This window comes from Pseudomonas sp. NPDC089752 (genome assembly GCF_044748725.1).
Lineage (GTDB): Bacteria > Pseudomonadota > Gammaproteobacteria > Pseudomonadales > Pseudomonadaceae > Aquipseudomonas.
On record NZ_JBIVGP010000021.1, the window covers coordinates 19,003 to 43,215 of the forward strand.

Genomic DNA, 24,213 nt, shown 5'->3' on the forward strand with positions numbered 1-24,213 from the left:
CGAAGAGGCCGGCACTGACAACATCAAGCTCAACTACCCTGAGAGTGACGATCTGTCCTGCGGAGGTAGCCGCCTGATGTACAAGGACCTCAAGTTCCCTATCCTCATCGTCCACCGCGCCATCAAGGCCGACAGCGTCGCCGGCGAGCGCGTGCGCGGGATTGCCGAGGAGTTGCGTCAGGACGGCTTCGCCATCCTCGCCGCTGCGGACAATGCCGAGGCACGCCTGGTCGCCGCCACCCACCACGGCCTGGCCTGCATGCTGATCGCCGCCGAAGGCATCGGTGAAAACACTCACCTGCTGCAGAACATGGCCGAGCTGATTCGCCTGGCCCGCCAGCGTGCGCCGAACCTGCCGATCTTCGCCCTGGGCGAGCAGGTTACCCTGGAAAATGCCCCGGCCGAGGCCATGAGCGAGCTCAACCAGCTGCGCGGCATTCTCTATCTTTTTGAAGACACGGTCCCGTTCCTGGCCCGTCAGGTGGCGCGAGCTGCGCACAGTTACCTTGATGGCCTGCTGCCGCCGTTCTTCAAAGCCCTGGTGCAGCATACGGCGCAGTCCAACTATTCCTGGCACACGCCCGGCCATGGCGGCGGTGTGGCTTACCGCAAAAGCCCGGTGGGCCAGGCTTTCCATCAGTTTTTTGGCGAAAACACCCTGCGTTCGGACTTGTCGGTTTCGGTGCCGGAGCTAGGCTCGCTGCTCGACCACACTGGCCCTTTGGCCGAGGCTGAAGAACGCGCTGCGCGCAACTTCGGCGCCGACCATACGTTCTTTGTCATCAACGGCACCTCCACCGCCAACAAGATCGTCTGGCATGCCATGGTCGGGCGCGACGATCTGGTGCTGGTGGACCGCAACTGTCACAAGTCTGTGGTGCACGCGATCATCATGACGGGCGCCATTCCCATCTATCTGTGCCCGGAGCGCAACGAACTGGGCATCATCGGGCCGATTCCGCTCAGCGAATTCAGCCCCGCGTCGATCCAGGCGAAAATCCAAGCGAACCCTCTGGCCAAGGGGCGCGAGCCGCGCATCAAGCTGGCGGTGGTGACCAACTCTACCTACGACGGCCTGTGCTACCACGCCGGGCTGATCAAACAGGCCCTGGGCGGCAGCGCCGAGGTGCTGCATTTCGACGAAGCCTGGTTTGCCTATGCGGCATTTCATGAGTTCTTCACTGGCCGCTACGCGATGGGTACGGCGTGCAGCGAAGACAGCCCGCTGGTGTTCAGCACCCATTCCACGCACAAGCTGCTGGCGGCCTTCAGCCAGGCGTCGATGATCCATGTACAGGACGGTGCGCAGCGACAACTGGACCGTGACCGCTTCAATGAAGCGTTCATGATGCATATTTCCACGTCGCCCCAGTACAGCATCCTGGCGTCTCTGGACGTGGCGTCGACCATGATGGAAGGCCCGGCCGGGCGCTCATTGCTGCAGGAAATGTTCGACGAGGCGCTGAGTTTTCGTCGCGCCCTGGCCAACCTTCGCGAACACATCGCCGCAGACGATTGGTGGTTCAGCATCTGGCAGCCGCCAGCGGCCGAGGGCATCCATCGGCTGGCCGCACAGGACTGGCTGCTGCAACCGGGAGCGCAGTGGCATGGTTTTGGCGATGTGGCCGACGATTACGTGCTGCTGGACCCGCTCAAGGTCACGTTGGTCATGCCAGGGCTCAGTGCTGAAGGGTTGCTGGGCGAGCATGGCATTCCGGCGGCGGTGGTCAGCAAATTTCTGTGGGAGCGCGGGTTGGTGGTGGAAAAAACCGGGCTGTATAGCTTCCTGGTGCTGTTTTCCATGGGCATCACCAAGGGCAAGTGGAGCACGCTGTTGACCGAACTGCTGGAGTTCAAGCGCCATTACGAGGGTAATACCGCGCTGAGTCTGTGCCTGCCCAGCATCGTTTCCGTCGATAGGGTGCGCTATCAGGGCCTGGGCTTGCGCGATTTGTGTGATCAGTTGCATGACTGCTATCGCGTCAATGCCACGGCCAAGCAGCTGAAAAAGCTATTCAGCCGCTTACCGGAAGTGGCATTGAGCCCGGCGCGGGCCTACGACCAGATGGTGCGGGGGGAGGTGGAAGCGGTACCGATCGAGGCATTGCTTGGCCGTGTTGCGGCAGTGATGCTGGTGCCGTACCCACCAGGCATACCGCTGATCATGCCGGGCGAGCGATTCACCGAGGCGACCCGCTCGATCCTCGACTACCTGGCCTTCGCCCGTGCCTTCAACAGTGGCTTCCCGGGCTTCGTCGCGGACGTGCATGGCCTGCAGAATGAAACCGGCACTTACACGGTGGACTGCGTCAAGGAATGCGAATGATCTCGACGCCGCTCTGCACCAGTTCGAAACGGTCTTCACCCAAGTGGTTGACTCGGTCACCAATGGCCAGGCGGTAGGTGGTGATGGGCGCGCCCAGGGTGCTGCCGTCGGTCTGCAGGGTGGATTCCTGGAATTCGTGAACGGGATAGATACGGCCTTCGGCGTCACGGGCGTGGAATTGGCCGACCATTACTGCTGCCATTTAGGTGAAAACCTCTGAATTGCGTAGGAAATGTCTGAGTGGATAGACCGCCAAATGTACCGGGAAGTTTTCCGCCCGAGGGAAAAAAAACCACGGCGCCGAGGAACGGTCATCTATAACTATTCAGTCTCTTTTCCCAGCAAAGGATGGAAATCGCCATGAGCCAGGTGTATTCGGTAGCGGTCGTCGTCGGCAGCTTGCGCAAGGAGTCCTATAACCGCAAGGTAGCCCGCGCCCTTGCGGAGCTGGCGCCGTCCAGCCTTGACCTGAAGATTGTCGAGATCGGCGATTTGCCGTTGTACAACGAAGATGTCGAGGCCGAAGGCGTGCCCCAGGCCTGGAAGCGCTTTCGCGATGAGATCCGGCGCAGCGATGCAGTGCTGTTCGTTACGCCGGAATATAACCGTTCGGTGCCGGGCTGCCTGAAAAACGCCATTGACGTAGGGTCGCGACCTTATGGCCAAAGTGCCTGGAGTGGCAAACCGACGGCGGTGGCCAGCGTGTCGCCCGGTGCTATCGGTGGCTTTGGTGCCAATCATGCGGTCCGCCAGTCGCTGGTGTTTCTGGACATGCCGTGCATGCAGATGCCGGAGGCGTACCTTGGCGGGGCGGCAAGCCTGTTCGACGAAGGTGGCAAGCTCAGCGACAAGACCCGGCCATTTCTGCAAGGCTTCATCGACAAGTTCGCCTCCTGGGTGAAGCTGAACCGGGCCGTGTGAGTCGGTGCCATCGCCGGTCCGCTGGCGATGGCACCTGCACGATCCTGTCAGAAGGCCTGCGGCATCTCACCCTTGGCCAGGCGCCGGTTGATATCGGCAATCACCTCCGGCAGATCGTTGATGGTGTCGATCAGGTAGTGCGGACGCGAGCTTTCGAACATCGCGTGGATGCGCTTGCGTTCGCTCTCCAGCTTCTCGGCGCCGAGCGCTTGGTAACCTTCCCACGTCAGGCCCAGGGCGTTGCCTGAGCACACCAGGGCCACGGTCCACATCCCGGCACGGCGGCCTTCGAGGATGCCCGGCACCGTATCGTCGACCTTGACGCAGGCGGCCACATCATCGATGCCCAGCGCGATCACGTTGGCCAGTGCCTGGGCAGGCCACGGGCGGCCGTTCGGGGTCTCGTCGGTGGCCACCACATGGTCGGCCACGTAGCCGTTCTGTGCGGCCAGCTCCACGACCTTGTCCATCACCACCTTCGGATAACCCGAGCACGAGCCAATTTTCAACCCGTCCTGACGCAGGCCGGTGAGCGTGTCCAGGGCGCCGGGGATCAGCGCCGAGTGCACGGCGATCTTCTCGATCTGCAGCGGCATGAAGCGGTTGTAAATGGCAGTGACGTCGTCGTCGGTCGGGGTGCGGCCGAACACCTTGCGGTAGCGTTCGGCGATGTCCGGCACGTCGCACAGGGTGCGGATGTGGTCCCACTTGCCCATGCCCATCGGGCCACGAGCTTCTTCGATGGAAACCTGGACGTCGAATTCGGCGAAGGCCTCGACGAAAATCTGAGTTGGGGCGAACGAGCCGAAATCGACCACGGTGCCGGCCCAGTCGAGAATGGCGGCTTGCAGCTGGGTAGGGTTGCTGTAGTTCATGTGCGCTAATTCCTGGATTCGGGTGGGCAAAGGGTCAGATGTCCAGCACTTCCATTTCCCGCAGCACGTCGGCCACGGCATTCACGGCGGCCTGCATGCCGTCCGGGCCGACCACGCCGATGCAGCCGACGCGGAAGGTCTCGACCTGGGTCAGCTTGCCCGGATAAAGGATGAAGCCCTTGGCCTTGACGCGCTCGTAGAAGTCCTTGAACTGGTAACGGGGATCGTTGGGTGCGTGGAAGGTGACGATGATCGGTGCCTGGATCTCGGCCGGCAGGAAGCTGCGCAGGCCAATCGCGGCCATGCCGTCGAGCAGGGTCTTGCAGTTGTCGGCGTAGCGTCGATGGCGGGCAGGCAGGCCGCCTTCCTCGTTGTACTGTTGCAGCGCTTCGTGAAGAGCGGCGACCACGTGGGTCGGTGGGGTGAAACGCCATTGGCCGGTCTTGGCCATATAGGCATGCTGATCGTGCAGGTCCATGGCCAACGAGTGAGCGTTGCCCTCAGCGGCGGCCAGGGCGGTTTTCTCGGCGAACACGAAACCCATGCCGGGTACGCCTTCCAGGCATTTGCCGGAAGCGGCGATCAGCGCTTCGAAGGGAATCTCGCGGGCATCGATAGGCAGTGCGCCGAACGAGCTCATGGCATCGATGATCAGGCGTTTGCCGTGGCGCTTGATCACCTGGGCGATTTCCGGCAACGGGTTGAGAATACCGGTGCTGGTTTCGCAGTGGATCAGCGCCACATGGGTGATGGCAGGGTCGGCGGCCAACAGGCGGTCGACATCGGCGCTGGTGGTTGGTTGATCTTCGGCGGTTTCGAAGGTGCTGTATGTGCGGCCCAGCACTTTGCAGATTTTCGCCAGGCGCTGGCCGTAGGCGCCGTTGATCAGCACCAGCACCTTGCCATCACGTGGCACCAGGGTGCCGATGGCGGCTTCCACGGCGAAGGTGCCGCTGCCTTGCAGGGGCACGCAGTGGTGGCTGGCGTTGCCGTCGATGATCGCCAGCAGCTGTTCACAGACGCTGGCGGTCAGTTGGTTGAAGTCGCGGTCCCAGGAGCCCCAGTCCACCAGCATGGCTTGGCGGGTGCGCAGTGAAGTGGTCAGGGGGCCAGGGGTCAGCAGGATCGGGGCGTTGCTCATTCCGTTTTTCCTCACAAGCGGTGGGCTGAAACTATGGGGCCTAGGTTGCAATTCGCGCTGTCATCAATCAAATTGTTTGTCGTTATCTCAGCTATAAGTCAGGCCGATACATATGAATCTCTTCCAGCTGCGCGCCTTCGATGCCGTCGCGCGCGAAGGCAGTTTCACCCGCGCCGCTGCGCGCCTGTTCATCAGCCAGCCGGCGGTCACCGGGCACGTGAAGGCACTGGAAGAGCACTACCAGATCACCCTGCTGCGGCGCACCGCACGGCGGGTCGAGCTGACCGAGGAGGGGACCCGGCTGGCGGCCATCACCCGCGCCATGTTCGGCCTGGCAGAAGAAGCCCAGGCCATGCTCGAAGCCAACCGCCAGTTGCTGACCGGGCGTCTGGAGGTGGCGGCCGATGGCCCGCATCGGGTCATGCCGATGCTGGCGCAACTGCGCGAACGCTTTCCGGGCATCACCGTCAATCTGCGCCTGGGCAATGCTCAGGAAACCCTCGGCGCACTGCTGTCGGAGCATGCCGACGTGGCGGTGCTGACCGAGATCGAGCCGCGCAAGGGCCTGCATTTGCAGAGCCTTTGCCAGTCGCATCTATGCGCCTTGCTGCCAGCGGGCCACGCTTGGGCGCAGGGGCAAGGCGATCTACCGTTGGCCGAGCTGCACCAGCAGATCATGGTGTTGCGTGAGCCCAGCTCGACCACCCGGCGCACCTTCGACAAGGCCTGCAGTGCCGCCGGCATTCAGCCGCGGGTGCTGCTGGAGCTCGACAGCCGCGAGGCGGTGACCGAGGCGGTGGCGTCGCAGCTGGGGATCGGCGTGGTTTCGTCTACCGAAGTGGCCAATGACCCGCGGGTGGTGGCAAGGCCGCTGGCCGGCGCCGGGCTGGTCAACCAGCACATGGTCGGCTGCCTGGAGCGGCGTCGCGAGTTGCGTTTGATCCAGGCGTTTCTCGGGCTGGCCGTCGGTGCATGAGCCTTGGCTGGTATATTCACCGCGCGGCCTAAGGTGGCCGACACAGCGCAATGCGGGTAGTCGATGAGCGATAAAGACACCATTTCCATGCAGTTGGTGCGTGAGGCGCTGCTGCAGACATGCCCCGATGGCGCGGCCGATGCCGTGCTGCTCGGGCGTTCCGGCATCGATGCCAGCCAGCTCGCACGTCCCGAGGCGCGCGTCAGTGCCGAGGCCTATGCACGGTTGTGGCGGCTGTTGGCACGTCGCTGCAATGACGAGTTCTTTGCCATGGACCCGCGAGGTCTGCGCAGCGGAAGCCTGGCCTTGCTCTGCCGCGCGGCCATGGCGCAGCCGACCTTGGCCGATGGCCTCGAGGTCGCGCTGGAGTTCCTCAGCCTGATGCTCGAAGACCTCCAGCCCAGCCTGGTACGTCAGCCAGGCCTTGCCGAAATCGTCATCAATGAGCCGCGAGATCTACCTCGCAGGGCCTTTACCTACTTCACCTTCTGGATGATCGTGCACGGCGTGGCCTGTTGGCTCGCGGGTCGTCGCATCCCCATCATGGCCATCGACCTGCGCTGTGATGAACCGCCGTTCTGCGACGACTATCGGGTGATGTTCTCGGAGAATCTGCAGTTTCAGCGCCCGCGCACGCGCATGATCATCTCCGCCGACAGCCTGGACATGCCACTGCGGCGCACGGCCTTGGACCTTCAGCGCTTTCTCGCCGAGGCCCCTGGCAATATCCTGGTGCGCTATCGTGACCCGGCAAGCCTGGGGCGGCGAATCCGCCACGATCTGTTGGCGCTGGAACCCACCCAGTGGCCTGATGCCGACAGCCTGGCACGTCATTTGTGCCTGTCGGCCTCGACCTTGCGCCGCCGCTTGGCTGAAGAAGGCCAGACCTATCAGGGGCTCAAGGACAGCGTGCGCCGCGAACTGGCGATCGCCTGGCTGGCCGAGGATCGCTTGAGCATGCAGGATATCGCCGCCGCCCTCGGTTTTGCCGATGGCAGTTCGTTCTACAAGGCGTTTCGCAAGTGGTTCGGCTGCAACCCAGGACAATACCGGCAATTCGCCTTGGCGCGCGAGGGGCAGGTTGGCGCAGAGGGAGGCTGATTTCCAACTGCTGTCTGCAAGGGCTGTCATTCAGGCTTGGGTCTTCATCACCCAAAGGAATAGACATGTCCAAGGACTCCCCAAGCGCTCCAGGTCCGGCTGGCGCCAAGCTCAGCAAGGCGACCGACAGCTTTATCGGATACGTGCTACCTGATTGGCTGAAAAATGCCAAGCCGGCGCAGATCAATCGCCTGCGCGACAGTTTCAAGCGGCACCAGGCCAGCCAGGGTCCGCTGCGTGCCGCAACAGCGGCATTGATCCCTTTGCCACAGTTCGCTGCCGAGCAGTTCGGCCGCTTGCTGGCTGACCGCCTGCCGGTGGGTACCGATCTGCAGGCGCTGCATTGGTTACAGGTACGGCGGGGCTTCGCTCACCTGCCCGTTTTGCACTGGCCGAGCTATGGGCCGATTGAGGATCGCCAACCGGCGCTGCTGCGCTTGATGCAGAACTTCCATGAGGATGCCGAAGTACTCACAGGTTCCGGGCTGGTCCTGCCCAATAGTGACGCTGTGCTGCTGCGTGATCCGCAGCAACTGCCCGATGACTGCCGCAGCTGGGATATAGGCGCACGTTATCAAGCGCTGCTGGACCAGGTCTTCACACCCGCTACGTGCACGTTACTGGCGGAGGACAAGCGTGCCGGTTTGCTGTTGGCGATAGATATCGCCGCGCTCAAGGGCGAGTTGGACAGCGAAACCGAGGCCGCGCTGCGCGCTGTCATCCAGGCCCACCCGGAAAACACCCTGCGTGCCTACCCCGGGCTATTGACGGCACTCGGCAGCCCGATCAGCGACGCGCTGGCCTTCCAGCTGCGTAACGAGCAGGGGCAGGATAGCGGAGTGGTGCTGTATTTGCCGAGTGACCCCAAGAACGCCTTCCGATACTTCGAAACCTGGGCTGACCTCAATGATGCGATGACCGAAGCCTTGCGGCAGGAGAGCTACCGTAACTACTTCAGCCAGCTGGTCGAACTCAAAGCGCGGCCAAGCTTCCTGGGCACCCTCGAAACACGTTTGAAGGACACGGTACCGGACCTTCAGCTGGATGCCGCGACCGACCAGGGCGAAGTCTTCGAACGTTTGGTGGCACTGCAGGTGAAACGGGTCAAGGATGACGCCCGACTGCTGCTGGTGCCCACTGGCGACGTCGACCTGCAGGCGACCAAAGACAGGTTGCAGGCATGGAAAGACGCAGGCCTCGGGCTGTTGAACCTCGCCGGGATGTTCATTCCGGTTGTCGGCGCGATTCTGCTGGGGCAGTTCGTGGTGCAAACGCTGTCGGAAGTCTATGAAGGCGCGGTGGATTGGTACCACGGGCATCAACACGAAGCATTGGAGCATATGCTCGGGGTGGCCGAAGCGCTGGCAGTGGCAGCCGCTGTGGGCACCGCGGCGGGGCTGGTCGCGCGTGGGTTTCAACGCAGCGCTTTTGTCGATGGCCTCGAACCGGTCACGTTGGAAGGCGGCGAGCCACGCCTGTGGCAGCGCGACTTGAAGGAATACGAGATCACGCCCGTCAGTACCACCCAGGGCGCCAATGGCCTGTTCGCCGAAGGGGATCATCAGTGCATTCGTGTTGGCGAGCGCTACTACCGGGTGCATCGCCCCGACGCGCAAGGCCCGTGGCGCCTGCGTCATGCACGACGCGAAGATGCATTCGGGCCGCAGGTCGAGTTCAATGGCGATCGGGGCTGGCGCTTGCGTCACGAGCGGCCATTGGAAATTCGCGACAGCGCCCGCCTGCTTGACCTGCTCTGGCCGCAGCGCGAGCCCTTGAGCAGCGAGCGAGCCGGTGAAGTGCTGGCGGTTGCTGGAACCGACACTGCCCAGTTGCGTGGGTTGCTGGTGGCCGGCCATCGGCCGCCGGTCAACCTGCGTGAAAGCTTGCGCCGTTTCCAAGCCGATGCCCGCATCGAGGCGTTCTTCGAGCAGATGCACCGCCAGGTACCGGCAAGCGACGACCAGGATATCCAGCGATGGTGCTTGGCTCAGCCTGATCTGCAAGGGCTGGATGCGCAGGCCTTGCGCGAGCGTGTGCTGGCCCTTCAAGCGCCCCTGCGCGAGCAGCTGATGTCGCACCTGACCGAGACCGAGCTGGCACCCGACCCTCTGCGAGAACTGGTCCGTCGCGACTTCCCCGGCCTACCGCCTGCCTACGCGGCAGCGTTGATCGAGGATGTGGCCGAAGCTCAACGTGACCTGGCTGTACTCGAGCAGCGCCTGCCCATGAGCCTGGCTACCCAGGCACGTGAACTGCTGTTGCAGGTGCGCCTGAGTCGCGCCATCGAGGGGCTCTATTTGCCTAACAGCTACAGTGATCAGACCGGGGAGCTGGTACTGGCCATGCTTTCGCGCCTGCCGCATTGGCCCCGTCGGCTGAATCTGGAGCTGCGTCAGGGGACTGAAAACGGCCGCAGGGTGGCGCTGCTCAACCCTCAGGTGGATGAGCAGGCTACCACGATCATGGTGTACAGCGATGGCGAGTTTCATCTGTACGATCACCGGGGGCTTGAACTCGACAACCCTGTCGCCGCCCCCAGAGGGCTCTTCGAAGGCATCATTGCATGCCTGACGCCGGAGGAACTGGCGCGCCTGGAACTGACGGGTGATAACCCCGCGCAGGCGCTGCGCACGCGTCTTGTTTCGCGCCTGCCAGGCAAGCGGACCGACCTGTGCATCCTGCTTGGCTGGCGCCCAAGCAACCCCCGTTCAGTGGCGCCGCAGCGGTTGTCGAATGGCCGTATCGGATACCCGCTCAGCGGCCGCGGCAGCGGCCAACGCGCGGTCGAATGGACCCTGCGCGACCGCATCCGCGAACTGTTCTGGGGCTTGAGCGAGGCGCAGGTCGACAGTTTCTTGCACCGGCTACTGCTGCTGCCCGGCTCGCCCTTCGAGAACCTGCTCCGCTTGGAAACCCAGTACCATCAAATCGACGTGTCACTCAACCGCTGGGCCAGTGCCGAACTGAACGATAGGCGGCGGGGGGTGCGCCAGCTCACGGCTGGGCTGATGCGGCGTGCCTGGCGTATGCAGGGCGAGCGGGCCCAGAGCGCGGACGGCGCTGTGGATGGTGCGCGCCTGGACCTCAGCGGCCTGCCGCTGCGAACATTGCCTGAACTGCCGGCCCAGGCAGATTTTGGTGATGTGAGCGAGTTGAACCTGGGCGGCTTGCAGGTGGACGGCCTACCGACGACATTCTTGAACGGGTTCAGTGCGTTGCGCCGCTTGAGCCTCAATCACAATCTGCTGTTGCGTCTTCCTGCCGGGCTGGGCCGGCTCGGCCAGCTGACCGAACTTCGCCTGGCCGGCAACCGGATTCGCCTGGACCTGGACGGTGTTCAATCGTTGGCACGCCTGAACGCCCTGAGATACCTGGACCTGAGCTTCAATCCGCTGGGCTCGGTCGTCATGCGCTTCAATCAGCTGCCACAACTGAGGTCGATCAGGTTGCGTCGTTGCGGCCTGCTGACGTGGCCGGAAGGGCTGGAAATCTGTGGTTTCCTCGACAGTGCCGATCTTCGTCAAAACCAGATTGCCCGGATACCCGACAGCGTCATGCAGATGCCGCCAGCCTATCGCCGGTCCTTCCAGATCGCCGACAACCCGATCAGCACGGTTGAACGGGATCGATTTTACGCCGATCGCCCGCATCCGCATGAGGCCGTTGCGCCGCCGCCGGCCCTGTTGCCCGACGCTGTGCAACTTCGTAGCCGCTGGCTTGAGAGGGGGGCAGAGGCAGCACGCGATGCGAATTTGCAGGCCTGGGACAGGTTGTCGGCGATGCCAGAGGGGGATGGCCTGTTTGAATTGCTGGATGACCTTGAGCACACTCAAGAGTATCGAGTGGCCGCCGGTCACCTGGGGGATCAAGTCTGGGCGCTGTTGCGCGCCATCGATACGGACGAGGTGTTGCGCCTGCAAGTCTTCGATCGTGCGCGGGTGGAGGTTACCTGCGTGGACAGTGCAGCGGCCCGCTTCAGCGACCTCCAGGTGCTCATGTTGATCCACCAGGCAGACGGCAACGGTGCGGGCGATGCGCGTGGCATGCAACTGCTTGGCCTGGGTCGCCGGCTGTTTAGACTGGATGAGCTGGGTCGCTATGCCCGTGGCGATATAGCCGAGCGCATCGCGCAGTTACCGCCAGCCGACGCTCCCGACTATGCGAGTGCCCGAGCCCAAATCGATGAAATCGAGATCGACCTGCACTACCGGGTGCACCTGGCAACCGAGTTGGACTTGCCGCTGCAACCACGGCACATGCAGTTCGAGAGCCTTGCCCGCGTCTCCAACACGCAATTGCAACAAGCAGTGCAACGGGTTCGCGCGGCCGAAGCTACTCGGGCGTTGGCGCGCAGCATCAGTCAGCGCGAATTCTGGTTGAGTTATCTGCGCGCGGAGCATCCACGAGCCTTTGCGGCCATCGAGGAAAACTTCGCCAATCGGGGCAGCGAACTGGACGGGCAGCAGGGCGAGTTGTCCAGTGAAGCTTATCGGCAACGCTGGAACGAGCTGCGCATCGAGCGCGATGGCCGGTTGCAGGCACTGGCGCTGCTACTGACCCAGGAAGCACTAGGCCGTGAGGTGGCCCACCCAGGCTGAGGCAGGCCGTTCAATCACCGGCAGCGGCCAAACCGGTCATCCAGATTGACAGCTTTGGCCATTGTCGCCAGCGCTGGGCAGCGCGAACATCGTCGGACCGATGGTTAACTCCAAAAACAACAAACCAGGAGTCCGACGATGCGTGATTACGCCGAGGCCGTTCGTCTGTTCGACCATGGCAAGGCCGCTGCTGCGGCGCTGCATGGCAATCTCGAAGCGCTCAATGCCTGTGTCGAGTGTTGTGATCGCCATGTGGGCGGCGCCAGGCTGGCACTGCGCCATGTAGACCGTGAGGGCAGCAGCGCACAGTACAGCTTCGATCAACTGCAACCGCTGGTGGCCCGCTTCGCCAATGTGCTCAGGGCCCAAGGCGTGGCTCCCGGCGATCGGGTAGCGGGGCTGCTGCCGCGCACGCCGGAGCTGTTGATCACCATCCTCGCCACCTGGCGCCTCGGGGCGGTGTACCAACCCTTGTTCACCGCCTTCGGGCCCAAGGCCATCGAGCATCGCCTGGAACAGTCCCATGCCCGCGTGGTTGTCACCGACAGTCATAACCGCACCAAGCTGGACGAGCTGCCTGTTTGCCCGACGATCATTACGGTCAACGCCGGCAACGGCGAACTGGATTTTCAACAGTGCCTTGCAAGCGCGGCGGATGTCTGTGAGCCGGTAATGCGTTCGGGCGACGACCCGTTCCTGCTGATGTTCACTTCAGGTACCACGGGGCCTGCCAAACCGTTGGAAGTTCCGCTGCGCGCCATCGTTGCCTTCCAGGGCTACATGCGCGAGGCCATCGATCTGCGCCCCGAAGACAACTTCTGGAACCTGGCCGACCCAGGGTGGGCCTATGGCCTGTACTACGCCGTGACCGGCCCGTTGTCGCTGGGGCATGCCACCACCTTTTACGATGGCCCGTTCAGCGTCGAAAGCTGCGCGCGCTTGATTGATACGTTGGGCATCACCAACCTTGCCGGCTCGCCCACCGCGTACCGCCTGCTGATTGCCGCTGGCGAGCAGTTCTCGGCCCCGATCAAGGGCCGTTTGCGGGTGGTCAGCAGCGCCGGCGAGCCCCTCAACCCGCAGGTGATTCGCTGGTTTGCCGAGGAGCTGGGCGTGAGTATTCACGACCATTATGGCCAGACCGAACTGGGCATGGTCCTGTGCAACCATCATGGCCTGGAGCATCCAGTGCGCCTGGGCTCCGCCGGCTTTGCCATCCCCGGCCATCGCATCGTGGTGCTGGACGAGCAGGCCCAGGAGCTGCCGGCTGGCCAGCCGGGCATCCTCGCCGTCGACCGTGAGCAGTCACCCTTATGTTGGTTCGGCGGCTACCACGGCGTGCCGACCAAGGCTTTCGTCGGCAAGTACTACCTCAGTGGCGACACCGTCGAGTTGAACGAGGACGGCAGCATCAGTTTCGTTGGCCGCAGTGACGATGTGATCACCACCTCCGGTTACCGGGTCGGCCCATTCGACGTGGAAAGCGCGCTGATCGAGCACCCGGCGGTGATCGAGGCGGCGGTGATCGGCAAGCCGGACCCGGAGCGCACCGAACTGATCAAGGCCTTCGTGGTGTTGGCCAAGGATTACCCAGGTAGCCAAGCGCTGGAGGAAAGCTTGCGCCAGCACGTGCGCCAGCGGCTGTACGCGCATGCCTATCCTAGAGAAATCGAATTCGTCAGCGAGCTGCCCAAGACCCCGAGCGGCAAGCTGCAACGCTTCATCCTGCGCAACCAGGAAGTCGCCAAACAACACGCGCAGCAGGCCACCCCTGCCAGCGCCTGAAAGGGAAACGATCATGCACATAGCCAACAAACACTTCATCGTCAGCGGCGCCGCTTCCGGCTTGGGCGCCGCCACCGCACAGATGCTGATCGAGGCCGGCGCCAAGGTCATGCTGGTCGACCTCAATGCCCAGGCTGTCGAGGCCAAGGCACGCGAGCTGGGGGACAATGCCCGATTCGCGGTGGCCGACATCAGTGACGAGCAGGCCGCGCAGGCTGCGGTCGATGCAGCCGTCACGGCCTTTGGCAGCCTGCACGGGCTGGTCAACTGCGCCGGTATCGTCGGTGCCGAGAAAGTGCTGGGCAAGCAAGGCCCACATGGTTTGGCCAGTTTCGCCAAGGTCATCAACGTCAACCTGGTCGGCAGCTTCAACCTCCTGCGCCTGGCGGCAGCGGCCATGGCAGAAGGGCCGGCCGATGAAGGTGGCGAGCGGGGGGTGATCATCAACACCGCTTCGATCGCCGCCTATGATGGGCAGATTGGCCAAGCCGCCTATGCTGCCTCCAAGGGTGCCATTGCCAGCCTGACCTTGCCGGCCGCCCGGGAGCTTGCGCGCTTCGGCATCCGCGTGATGACCATCGCCCCGGGTATTTTCGAGACGCCGATGATGGCCGGGATGAGCGATGAGGTTCGCGCTTCGCTGTCGGCCGGCGTGCCGTTCCCACCGCGCCTGGGGCGCCCGCAGGAATACGCCGCGCTGGCCCGACACATCATCGAGAACAGCATGCTCAACGGCGAGGTGATCCGCCTCGACGGCGCGCTGCGCATGGCTGCCAAGTAAGGAGATCGCACATGAGCCTCATCAACGACCCCATCGTCATCGTCAGCGCTGTGCGCACGCCCATGGGTGGCCTGCAGGGCGACCTCAAGAGCCTGACCGCGCCGCAACTGGGCAGCGCGGCCATTCGCGCTGCGGTAGAGCGTGCCGGCATCGATGCTTCGAGCGTCGAACAGGTGCTGTTCGGCTGCGTATTGCCGGCCGGCCAGGGCCAGGCCCCGGCGCGCCAGGCGGCGCTGGGCGCCGGGCTGGACAAGCACACCACCTGCACCACCCTGAACAAGATGTGCGGCTCGGGCATGCAGGCGGCGATCATGGCCCATGACCTGCTGCTGGCCGGCAGCGCTGACGTGGTGGTGGCCGGTGGCATGGAAAGCATGAGCAATGCGCCTTACCTGCTGGACAAGGCCCGTGGCGGATACCGCATGGGCCATGGCAAGATCATCGACCATATGTTCATGGACGGCCTGGAAGACGCCTACGACAAAGGCCGCCTGATGGGCACTTTCGCCGAGGACTGCGCCCAGGCCCATGCTTTCAGCCGCGAAGCGCAGGACCAGTTCGCCATCACCTCGCTGACCCGTGCTCAGGAAGCGATCCGAAGCGGTCGTTTCGCCGCTGAAATCGTTCCGGTGGAGGTAACTGAAGGCAAGGAAAAACGCGTTATCAAGGATGATGAACAGCCGCCCAAGGCGCGTCTGGACAAGATTCCCCAGCTCAAGCCGGCCTTCCGCGAGGGCGGGACGGTAACGGCGGCCAACTCCAGCTCGATCTCCGACGGTGCAGCCGCCTTGGTGTTGATGCGCCGCTCCGAAGCCGACAAGCGTAGCCTCAAGCCGTTGGCGCTGATCCACGGCCATGCGGCGTTCGCCGACACCCCGGCGCTGTTCCCCACCGCGCCAATCGGTGCCATCGACAAGCTGATGAAGCGCACCGGCTGGAACCTGGGCGAAGTTGACCTGTTCGAGATCAACGAGGCCTTCGCCGTGGTCACGCTGGCGGCCATGAAACACCTCGACTTGCCCCATGACAAAGTCAACATCCATGGCGGCGCTTGCGCCCTGGGCCACCCCATCGGCGCCTCGGGCGCGCGCATCCTGGTGACCCTGCTGTCGGCCCTGCGCCAGAACAACCTGCGCCGTGGCGTGGCGGCCATCTGCATCGGCGGTGGCGAAGCCACGGCCATGGCTGTCGAATGCCTGTACTGAGGTGAACCATGCTGGTAACTGACGAGCAACAACAGATCGCCGACGCGGTGCGCAGCTTTGCCCAGGAGCGGCTCAAGCCATTTGCCGAACAGTGGGACAAGGCGCATCGCTTTCCCAAAGAGGCCATCGAGGAAATGGCCGAGCTCGGCCTGTTCGGCATGCTGGTGCCGGAACAGTACGGCGGCAGTGACACCGGGTATGTGGCCTACGCCATGGCGCTCGAAGAGATCGCTGCGGGTGACGGCGCCTGCTCGACCATCATGAGCGTGCATAACTCGGTAGGCTGCGTGCCGATCCTCAAATTCGGCAGCGAAGTGCAGAAGCAGACGTTCCTGGCCCCCCTCGCCAGTGGGGAGATGCTCGGTGCTTTTGCCCTGACCGAACCCCAGGCCGGTTCCGATGCCAGCAGCCTCAAGACCCGTGCGCGTCGGGATGGCGACCACTACGTGCTCAGTGGCAGCAAGCAGTTCATCACCTCCGGCCAGAACGCCGGGGTGGTCATCGTGTTCGCCGTTACCGATCCCGACGCCGGCAAACGTGGCATCAGCGCGTTTATCGTAGCCACTGATTCGCCGGGTTATCAGGTGGCGCGGGTAGAGGACAAACTCGGGCAGCATGCCTCCGACACCTGTCAGATTGTCTTCGATGACGTGCGGGTGCCTGTGGCCAACCGTTTGGGCGAGGAGGGCGAAGGCTACAAGATCGCCCTGGCCAACCTTGAAGGCGGGCGCATCGGGATCGCCTCGCAGGCCGTGGGCATGGCCCGTGCTGCCTTTGAAGTGGCCCGCGATTACGCCAGAGAGCGGCACAGTTTCGGCAAGGCTTTGATCGAACACCAGGCCGTGGCCTTCCGCCTGGCAGACATGGCCACGAAAATTGCCGTGGCCCGGCAGATGGTGCTGCATGCCGCCGCACTGCGCGATGCCGGGCGCCCGGCGCTGGTGGAGGCGTCGATGGCCAAGCTGTTTGCCTCGGAAATGGCCGAAAAGGTCTGTTCGGATGCCTTGCAGACCCTGGGCGGATATGGCTATCTGAGCGACTTCCCGCTGGAGCGGATCTACCGCGACGTGCGGGTCTGCCAGATCTATGAAGGCACCAGCGATATTCAGCGCATGGTCATTGCGCGCAATCTTTGAAGGAGCAGACTGCATGGCATTCGAAACCATCCTGTTGGACATCCACGGCAAGGTTGGCCTGATTACCCTCAACCGTCCACAGGCGCTCAATGCGTTGAACGCGCAGATCGTCAGCGAGATCAATCAGGCGTTGGATCAACTCGAACGCGACCCCAACATCGGCTGCGTGGTGCTGACCGGCTCGGCCAAGGCTTTTGCCGCAGGCGCCGACATCAAGGAAATGGCCGAGCTGCAGTATCCGCAGATCTACGTGGACGATCTGTTCAGCGACGCCGACCGTGTCGCCAACCGTCGCAAGCCGATCATCGCGGCGGTTTCCGGCTTTGCCCTGGGCGGTGGCTGCGAGCTGGCGATGATGTGCGACTTCATCCTCGCCGCCGACAACGCCAAGTTCGGCCAACCGGAGATCAACCTGGGCGTGCTGCCGGGTATGGGCGGCACCCAGCGCCTGACCCGGGCGGTGGGCAAGGCCAAGGCCATGGAGTTGTGTCTGACCGGCCGTTTGATGGGCGCCGAAGAGGCGGAGCGTGCTGGCCTGGTGGCGCGCGTGGTACCGCAGGCAGAACTGCTTGAAGAAGCCTTGAAGGTGGCGGCCACCATTGCCAGTAAATCGATCCCTGTGAGCATGATGGTGAAGGAGAGCGTCAATCGCGCCTTCGAAGTGACATTGAGCGAAGGGGTGCGCTTCGAGCGCCGGGTGTTCCACGCCGCATTCGCCACCGAGGATCAGAAAGAAGGCATGGCAGCCTTCATCGCCAAGCGCGAGGCTCAGTTCAAGGATCGTTGATGGGCAAGGGCGCGGCAGCGGCCGCGCCCTTCGGCTCAGAGATTGAAAAAATACTCAGCGGCTTTTGCCCCGGTGATCGGTGCGCGGTACACCTCGACCGTGTGGCCGCTGCTGTCTGTGTAACGTTGACCTCGCATGAAGCGTTGCGCGGTGGTTTTGAGGTGGCCAGCGGTAAAGTCGACCTTGCCTGTGTTCATCGCTGGATAGTGAAAGTGGGCGTACCACTGCGCCTGGCCCTGGTAGTCGATGACGTATTCGTCGAGAAAGTCCGCTGGCCGGCCTTTGACCCTGGCCAACCGCGTTCGGCTGCCCACCGGGCTGATCTGGATTTGTCGCTGTTCCAGCAGAAACATCACGTCGCCCATGCGTGGCGGCTGCGCGAGCGCCGCAGCGATACGCATCTGCGTGGCTTGCCGCTGAAATTCATCGGCCAGCAGGCGCAAGTTACGCGCGACCAGCTCGGCATCCTTGCCGACCTGGGCTTCGTCCGTTTCGTTGTCGGCGGTCAGGCGCGATTCGATGGCTTCGACTTCGTTGAGCAGCCGCGTGCGCTGGTCGAGCACCAGGTTCTCAAGGTCGCCTGGCCAGTAGCGGGTAATGGCTTTGTGCAGGCTGGCGACCTTTTCACGGGCCTCCTTCATCAGTCGATCGCTGCCCTTGAGCAAGCGTTTGAGGCTGCGCGCCGTAGGCAGGCGCTGGGTAGTGGCGGGCTTGCTTTCGACATACTCGCCTTTGGCGAAATGGTACGTGCGAGAGGGCGTTTTGCTGTCGGGGCCTTCGATAACGTAGGTGCTGGGGTCGTCGCTGTGTGGCTCGGCCAGCAGTAGCCCTTGCTCGGTGGTTTCGATCAACCCGGGGACTTTGTTGCGCAGTTGCTGGAACGTGCTCACGGGCGGGTAGTCCGGTAGCTCGGCGACATCCTCACGGGCGCGTGACAACAGCCAGTCCAGCTGCTCTTGGAGTTGCTGACTGGTTTGCAACGCCGAGTCTGCTTCGATGTGCTCGACAAAATGGTTCAAGTTGCGAGCGGCGGCTTCAAACTGTTCGAGGATGCTGCGTAATACTCTTGCGCTGACTTCCTGGTCGATATCGCCCATTTTCAGCAGCTTGCTACGCTGAGCGATGGCCAGTTGCAAGGTGCTCCAGAATCGGTCGCGCCAATGCCCTGCCTCATCGGATAACTGGTGAAGGAGGGACACACGGTTGACCAGCCCTTCGATGCGCAGGCATCGCAAGTTCAGATCGCGCTCCACCGTTGCCGGCATCTGGTTGGCCAGATTGCGCCACTCCAATATTTGCGGTTGTTGTGGCGTCGCCAGTTTGCCAAGCCCTTGCTGGCACTGGCGCAGATGGACATTGTTATCGATCATCGCCTCGATCAGCGGTACCAGCCGGTCCAGACGCGTGGCGGCGATACGGACGTCATCATCCGAAAGCGCTTCGCCTTGCGATTGCTCATTCACCAGTTGCAGCAACTGGTCTCGTTCAGGTTGGTAGCGCATGTGCAGGATCTTGCGCAGCACGCGTTGGCAATAGCTGTCTTGATAGAGGGCATAGGCATGGAACGTCTTGAAATTCTTGATCGGCTCCAGGGCGTTGCGAGTTTTCAGATGCTCGATGTGCGTGGTCCAGAAAGTGGAAAGGACGTTGATCTTGTCCTGATACTTTTGCAGGTTGGCATCATCAGGGATCGCGGACACCAGGCTTTCAATGGTCGTCTGCTGCTTGATAGTGGCAGTGAAGGCGTTTTTGTCAGCCTGTATGCGGTCCTCGACGGATTTCAAGGTATTCGCCCTGTCCAGCTGCAGATCGCGAATGCGCCCGGACAACGGCATACCGCCCTTGAGTTGCAAACGCAAGTCCACGACCCACCGGCCCACCTCATCCCGGCGCAGCCAAGGGCCGAGTGCGCGGTGCGGTGCCACGATGCGCGGCTGGTCTCGTGACAGGTCGACGACCGCTTCATACACCTCGTCATCCAATCGGGCATACATCTTGTCGTCGTGCAGATACATCCCTCGCCAAGGCCCGGCGGGTATTGCGCTACCAAGCGTGTCGACTGTGATGTGGGCAAGCAGATCGTGCATTGCCTTGCGCTGGCCGAATGACAAACGTTGCCTCGGACCCGACCAGCCGAATTCGATCTGGCTGGCAGCGGCACTTTTTACCGCCGGGGGCACCGGGGCAGGCTGCCGATCCGTTTGCACGGCAATGTCTGGGCCGGGGAACGCCGGCGGTTCACCCGCCTCTACGCGAAAACGGAACGTTGAATGGGAAAACAGCAACAGGGTGATATTGACCAGCAGGTTGACCAGCGCCAGTCGGTCCCCGGTTGGCTGGGTGCTGGCATCTGAGTCGACATACTCGTTAAGCGCCACCTCCATTTGAGCCAGCCACGCGACCCTGCTCCACGAGGGGCCTGCCAAAGGCAGCAAGGTGTTGAACAGCAACCAGCCCAACGCCTTCCAGCGCTCCCAACGGGTTTGCGCAGTGGTTGCAGCACGGTCCTCGAAATTGTGGATCGACTCCTCGACACAGGCCCGGTAGAGCGCTTCGCCTGGATCGCTGACGGGCGCCTCCAGGGCCAGTTGCACCGGGGCAGGGGCGCCGAACGGGACGGCGCTGGTGTCGGTCAGAATTACGAACAGATGAGGTTCAAGAAAGCCGCCGTGGGCGTAAAACCGCCGGTCTTGTTCAGGCAGGCGTTGCAGCAGATCGTCCTGCAGTTTGCCAGGGGTACTGATTGCGTCGAACAACGCCATTCGGTCCTTGAACTGCAGCAAGGTATCAGCATGCAACGGACGATACAGCAGGCAAGTCTCGGCAAGCGGCGCCTGGGGCTCGATCAGCCAGGTATTGCGCGGGTGATCGATTGTCGAGCCGGGCGCTTTGATGAAACCTAGCGGGCGCATGATCCAATGCTGGCCAGCTTCGTCGTCGGCGGACGCGGAGAAGACCTCGGCAATGTGCTCGGCGCCGCTCTCATCGGGAAGAGCACCACGCAAGTACAGCTCCTGTGCCAGGGCTGGCAGTTGATTTTGCAACTGTTCGACCAGCAAGCGCTGGCGCGTCAAGTGCTGAGGCGAGTCTGCCAGAAGCTCGCGGCGGAGCATGGCAGGGTAGCTGGCGCCGATGTCCAGCTCACTGATCACGGCGCGTAGGTAGTGCTCGTCCAGCCAGGCGGGCAACGGTTCAGCGGCGGCAGACTGCAACGCCACTCGCCCTGGTTTGAGCAGGCCGAGATTGCCGATCGCCAGTTGCGACAGGGTGTAGGTGACCGTGGTTACCTCGCCGGACGTGACGATCGTACCCTGGCCAGCCGCGGCGGTGGCGGTGGTTTGGTAATTGATGACCCTGACTTGCCGAACGTTCAGCGAATTGCCAGGGTAGTCTGCGTCGAAGCGGGCGGTCAGCTGGCGATAGCTGAAATTCTCGGCGTCGTCGATGCCGTCAAGCCAAAATTTGCCGTCCGCGTTCTGGTAAGCCTGGGCGACATCCAGCAGCAGGTTGCTGTAGCGCATCAAAGGGCCGCCGTGAGCATTGCGCAGCCAACTTGGCAGTTGTTCCGTCAGTACATTGCGTTGGACCGCTTCGGCGTCGCTACAAAGGTTGAGCGCCGAGGTCAGCCGGTCCAGCTCCAGGTTCATGTTGAGTGCTCCCAGCCTGGACTGGTACAACTGGGCGAGATAATCGATAACCCCCAACTGCTGGTCAAGCAGGCCCAGCGCCTGGGTTTCGAAAGCGTCCCCGGCAATGGCCGCGATGGTCACTGTGTTGCTCGCTTTATCTGAGCGGTCTGGCCAGTAGCGCGCGATGCTTTCAAGCAGACGCTGCCGAGAGTCGAAGCTGTGCAGCTTGCCATTGAGGGTATAAAGAAGAGTGAGGTCGCGATCTGGATTTCCATCGGCGTGTTCAATGAGCAACGCGCTGGACAGATCGGGGTCGAGGATGCCAACCGCCGAAAGATCCACGACAAGGTGCGAGACCTGCAGACCGAGGGTGTTCTCCCAGGCACTGCGCGCGGTAGCGTCAGGATGGCTATGCACCACCCCTGCGGCCGCCAGGGCGAATCCACTCAGGGTACCGGCGTTGCGGTGACTTTCGATCGCAGCGTGCAGTTGTTTTTTCATAAACTGCGCGTACCAACCCCAAGGGGTTGTGCCACTGGTATCGAAGCGGCTCCAGTAGCTCGTCAGGGTTTGTTTGAAGGCATCGACCAGCAACGGCGCCGCGTCGTTGATCAACGTTTCGATAACGTGCAGGTCGATATCGATACGCCATGCAGGATCTGCATCCACATGGGTGGTGAGGTAGTCGATACCGTCGGTGAGATTGAGCGTAGTGCGCTGGCAGTAACGTTCCACGAGTACTTGCGAGAGTGGGCGCGTCCAGGTGTTGCCCGCATTTGCCTGATGACTGGCCAGATAGAGCTCAAGCGGGTTATGCCCATCGTTCGGAAGGTATTGCGCCCATAGCTCTGCGAGGATTTCATCGGCGGTGTCCAGCAGTGCGGGTCGGTCAACGAAGCGTCGCGCAACTTTACAGTTCAGGGTGTTGGAGCGGGGGAAGCGTTGCAGGGAACTGTCTCTCATGGCCTGTACCGGGAGGTGAAAGATGCAATCAAACGACCTCTAGCGGCTCGGCGGGCGTTAGCGGGTTACCACGTCGACGGCCCGTGGCTTGCCTGGCCCGGCGTGGATGCGGCAGGTGTTGCAGCCTATTGCCAATTGGCACCAATGGGCGGATTCCTCGCACTTTCAGCCAATTCCTCGGTGTTATGTATTGCCCGTTGCCGCGCGGCGCCTTAGACTGCCGCCCCCTGTAAAAGAGTGCCGCTTGGCGCTTGAAAAATTCTGTTACCGATGCCGAGGCGTCGGCGACACCCGAATCGCCCCAAATGCACATTTTTTCATAGAGAAATCGATGACCAAGGAACAGTTGCTGGCCATGTCGGCCGATGACTACATGAACGCTGATCAACTGGCCTTCTTCACGGGCCTGCTGCAGTCGATGAAAGTCGAAACCCATGAGCGCATCGAGCTGAGCCGTGCCACCATCGAAGGCCTGGACACCCCGTCGGACCCTGCCGACGTGGCTTCGGTCGAGGAAGAGCGCAGTTGGCTGGTCAACGCAATTGACCGCGACCAGCGCTTGCTGCCTCAGCTGGAAATGGCCCTGGACCGCATTGCCGACGAAAGCTTCGGCTGGTGCGACGACAGCGGTGAGCCGATTGGCCTGAAGCGTCTGCTGATCAGCCCGACCACTAAGTACTGCATTGAAGCCCAGGAGCGCCACGAACAGCTCGATCGCCACCAGCGACAGGTCTGATAGCGCCAGGTGCCAGGCCCCTCGGAGCGATCCCAGGGGCTTTTTGCGTTTCTTGGCCCTGAGCATGACCAGATTTGTTGCAGTTAGTGCAAGTCTCCTCTACCGATGTCGGCTGTTTTCTGAGTTTTGACAGAGGTATGATAGCTATATCGTTAGCTTGCTAATTAATGGTCGGAGAGAGTGATGGATTGCCGGGTGGATGTCGCCGTGATGATTGGCTCAAGCTTACCCCCATCTCTACAGGCGATGGGCCGACGGGTATGTTGGGTGGTGCTGGTCGATGGCGAGCGTCGGGGAACTGCATTTGCCACACGAGGCGAAGCGCTTGAGTGTCAGGCTGATTGGTTGCAGCAATTGAAAGCGGGGCAGGTTGCCTGAGCATTGCTCGTCAAGAAATGCTGATTGCCTCTCGACGGATTTCAGTGTTTTCGTGCATATTTCTTCCTTAGTCATACGCTGATGGATTTTCTCGGCCCGTTTCCGCAGGTGCTGCCGATATCTATCACATCTTCCTGGCGATGAGTTGTAAGACAGTGCGCATACCTATCGGGAATGTGTCTAACGCCGTTGTATAGGTTAAGTCTGGCGAGTGTGAGTAAATTTTCCCGCAAGCTCCGTCGGCAGCAGGCAGAGACGTATGGCTCGTCGCACTATTACTCTTTGCGCCTATCGAATTGAAATGACCGTGTCTCACCGATTGCGCGTGAGAGCGGATGCCACCGGTTTGAGGATTACGTCATTGGCAGTCAGTACTCTGGATACCCACGCCCTGTTCGCCCTGGGTGACTTGCGTGGAAAGTTGGCCAAGCTGTTTCAGGGCCGTTTCGTGTATGTCACCGAACAGAACCCTGAGGGCCTGTATATGGCCGAGATCGATACCGAGAGTGCCTTGGTGGTCGATGACAAGCAGCGCTTGGAGTTGAAGGTCGGCGATCATTTTCGCGCGGCCGTGTTGCCCAGCCGAGAAGGCGGCAAACTGGAAATGCGCTTTCGCGAGATCAAGTTGAATGTGTATGGTGTAGGTGACTACGCGTTCGTGTCGGTGCCCGAAGGTGAGGGAATCGTGTTTCGCGAGGGGCAAGGTGTCATGTTGGTGTTCGCCGCTCAACAGCAAGTGCAGGAGGGCCTGGGCAAATTGCTCAAGGCCGTGACTGGCAAAGTAGCGAAGTGGCGCAAGGGCGAGCTGACCACCTTCAAGGCCAGTGAATGATCGACCTGAAACGCTAATGGCAGTGCCTCAGCCACGCTTGAGG

At 62.2% G+C, this 24,213-nt stretch carries 17 protein-coding genes; 13 read left to right on the forward strand and 4 right to left on the reverse strand.

Features of this window, described 5'->3' with window-relative positions; translation table 11 throughout:
* Positions 1 to 76: 76 nt before the first annotated feature.
* Positions 77 to 2,326 (forward strand): Orn/Lys/Arg decarboxylase N-terminal domain-containing protein, encoded by a 2,250-nt coding sequence (locus tag ACIPZF_RS24450; protein ID WP_400804290.1) that lies wholly within the window; start codon positions 77 to 79, stop codon positions 2,324 to 2,326.
* Here the strand turns inward: ACIPZF_RS24450 and ACIPZF_RS24455 are convergent.
* Complete coding sequence (locus ACIPZF_RS24455; RefSeq protein WP_400804224.1) at positions 2,310 to 2,528, reverse strand: hypothetical protein; 219 nt, start codon at positions 2,526 to 2,528, stop codon at positions 2,310 to 2,312. The genes ACIPZF_RS24450 and ACIPZF_RS24455 overlap by 17 nt on opposite strands.
* 158 nt (positions 2,529 to 2,686) lie before the next feature.
* Between ACIPZF_RS24455 and ACIPZF_RS24460 the strand changes: the two genes are divergently transcribed.
* Entirely contained in the window at positions 2,687 to 3,247 is a 561-nt protein-coding gene (locus tag ACIPZF_RS24460) for an NADPH-dependent FMN reductase (RefSeq protein WP_400804227.1), read from the forward strand.
* Between the two features lie 47 nt (positions 3,248 to 3,294).
* Here ACIPZF_RS24460 and phnX read toward each other — a convergent pair whose 3' ends face one another.
* Both phnX and ACIPZF_RS24470 read right to left on the reverse strand, forming a co-directional pair.
* Positions 3,295 to 4,122, reverse strand: coding sequence for a phosphonoacetaldehyde hydrolase (gene phnX, locus ACIPZF_RS24465; RefSeq protein ID WP_400804228.1), 828 nt, complete (start codon positions 4,120 to 4,122; stop codon positions 3,295 to 3,297).
* 34 nt (positions 4,123 to 4,156) lie between these two features.
* Entirely contained in the window at positions 4,157 to 5,263 is a 1,107-nt protein-coding gene (locus ACIPZF_RS24470; protein WP_400804235.1) for a 2-aminoethylphosphonate--pyruvate transaminase, read from the reverse strand.
* A 112-nt stretch (positions 5,264 to 5,375) separates the two neighbouring features.
* Between ACIPZF_RS24470 and ACIPZF_RS24475 the strand changes: the two genes are divergently transcribed.
* From ACIPZF_RS24475 to ACIPZF_RS24510, 8 genes are all read left to right on the forward strand, one after another.
* A complete protein-coding gene (locus ACIPZF_RS24475) occupies positions 5,376 to 6,239 on the forward strand; it encodes a LysR substrate-binding domain-containing protein (protein WP_400804238.1) in 864 nt (287 codons plus the stop codon).
* A gap of 63 nt (positions 6,240 to 6,302) precedes the next feature.
* Positions 6,303 to 7,340 carry an AraC family transcriptional regulator gene (locus ACIPZF_RS24480; RefSeq protein WP_400804240.1) on the forward strand — a complete coding sequence of 346 codons (1,038 nt, stop codon included), beginning with the start codon at positions 6,303 to 6,305 and terminating at the stop codon, positions 7,338 to 7,340.
* Positions 7,341 to 7,405: 65 nt separating this feature from the next.
* Entirely contained in the window at positions 7,406 to 11,938 is a 4,533-nt protein-coding gene (locus ACIPZF_RS24485; RefSeq protein WP_400804242.1) for an NEL-type E3 ubiquitin ligase domain-containing protein, read from the forward strand.
* Between the two features lie 138 nt (positions 11,939 to 12,076).
* Complete coding sequence (locus ACIPZF_RS24490) at positions 12,077 to 13,723, forward strand: AMP-binding protein (protein WP_400804244.1); 1,647 nt, start codon at positions 12,077 to 12,079, stop codon at positions 13,721 to 13,723.
* A gap of 13 nt (positions 13,724 to 13,736) precedes the next feature.
* On the forward strand, positions 13,737 to 14,504 hold the full coding sequence (locus tag ACIPZF_RS24495; protein ID WP_400804247.1) for an SDR family NAD(P)-dependent oxidoreductase: 768 nt from the start codon (positions 13,737 to 13,739) through the stop codon (positions 14,502 to 14,504).
* An 11-nt stretch (positions 14,505 to 14,515) separates the two neighbouring features.
* Positions 14,516 to 15,709 (forward strand): acetyl-CoA C-acyltransferase, encoded by a 1,194-nt coding sequence (locus ACIPZF_RS24500; protein ID WP_400804249.1) that lies wholly within the window; start codon positions 14,516 to 14,518, stop codon positions 15,707 to 15,709.
* An 8-nt stretch (positions 15,710 to 15,717) separates the two neighbouring features.
* The gene (locus tag ACIPZF_RS24505; RefSeq protein ID WP_400804251.1) at positions 15,718 to 16,845 is read left to right on the forward strand and encodes an acyl-CoA dehydrogenase; all 1,128 of its coding nucleotides are present in this window, start codon (positions 15,718 to 15,720) and stop codon (positions 16,843 to 16,845) included.
* A gap of 13 nt (positions 16,846 to 16,858) precedes the next feature.
* Positions 16,859 to 17,632: an enoyl-CoA hydratase gene (locus ACIPZF_RS24510; protein WP_400804254.1), complete on the forward strand. Its 774-nt coding sequence runs from the start codon at positions 16,859 to 16,861 to the stop codon at positions 17,630 to 17,632.
* Between the two features lie 35 nt (positions 17,633 to 17,667).
* On the opposite strand, the gene ACIPZF_RS24515 is transcribed toward ACIPZF_RS24510, so the two are convergent.
* Positions 17,668 to 22,224, reverse strand: coding sequence for a hypothetical protein (locus ACIPZF_RS24515; protein ID WP_400804256.1), 4,557 nt, complete (start codon positions 22,222 to 22,224; stop codon positions 17,668 to 17,670).
* A gap of 331 nt (positions 22,225 to 22,555) precedes the next feature.
* Here ACIPZF_RS24515 and ACIPZF_RS24520 point away from each other — a divergent pair, with 331 nt between their 5' ends.
* The 3 genes from ACIPZF_RS24520 (at position 22,556) to ACIPZF_RS24530 (ending at position 24,170) form a co-directional block, all read left to right on the forward strand.
* Entirely contained in the window at positions 22,556 to 22,960 is a 405-nt protein-coding gene (locus tag ACIPZF_RS24520; protein WP_027596552.1) for a TraR/DksA C4-type zinc finger protein, read from the forward strand.
* A 183-nt stretch (positions 22,961 to 23,143) separates the two neighbouring features.
* On the forward strand, positions 23,144 to 23,338 hold the full coding sequence (locus tag ACIPZF_RS24525) for a hypothetical protein (protein WP_400804259.1): 195 nt from the start codon (positions 23,144 to 23,146) through the stop codon (positions 23,336 to 23,338).
* A 361-nt stretch (positions 23,339 to 23,699) separates the two neighbouring features.
* Entirely contained in the window at positions 23,700 to 24,170 is a 471-nt protein-coding gene (locus ACIPZF_RS24530) for a hypothetical protein (protein WP_039602828.1), read from the forward strand.
* Positions 24,171 to 24,213: the final 43 nt, after the last annotated feature.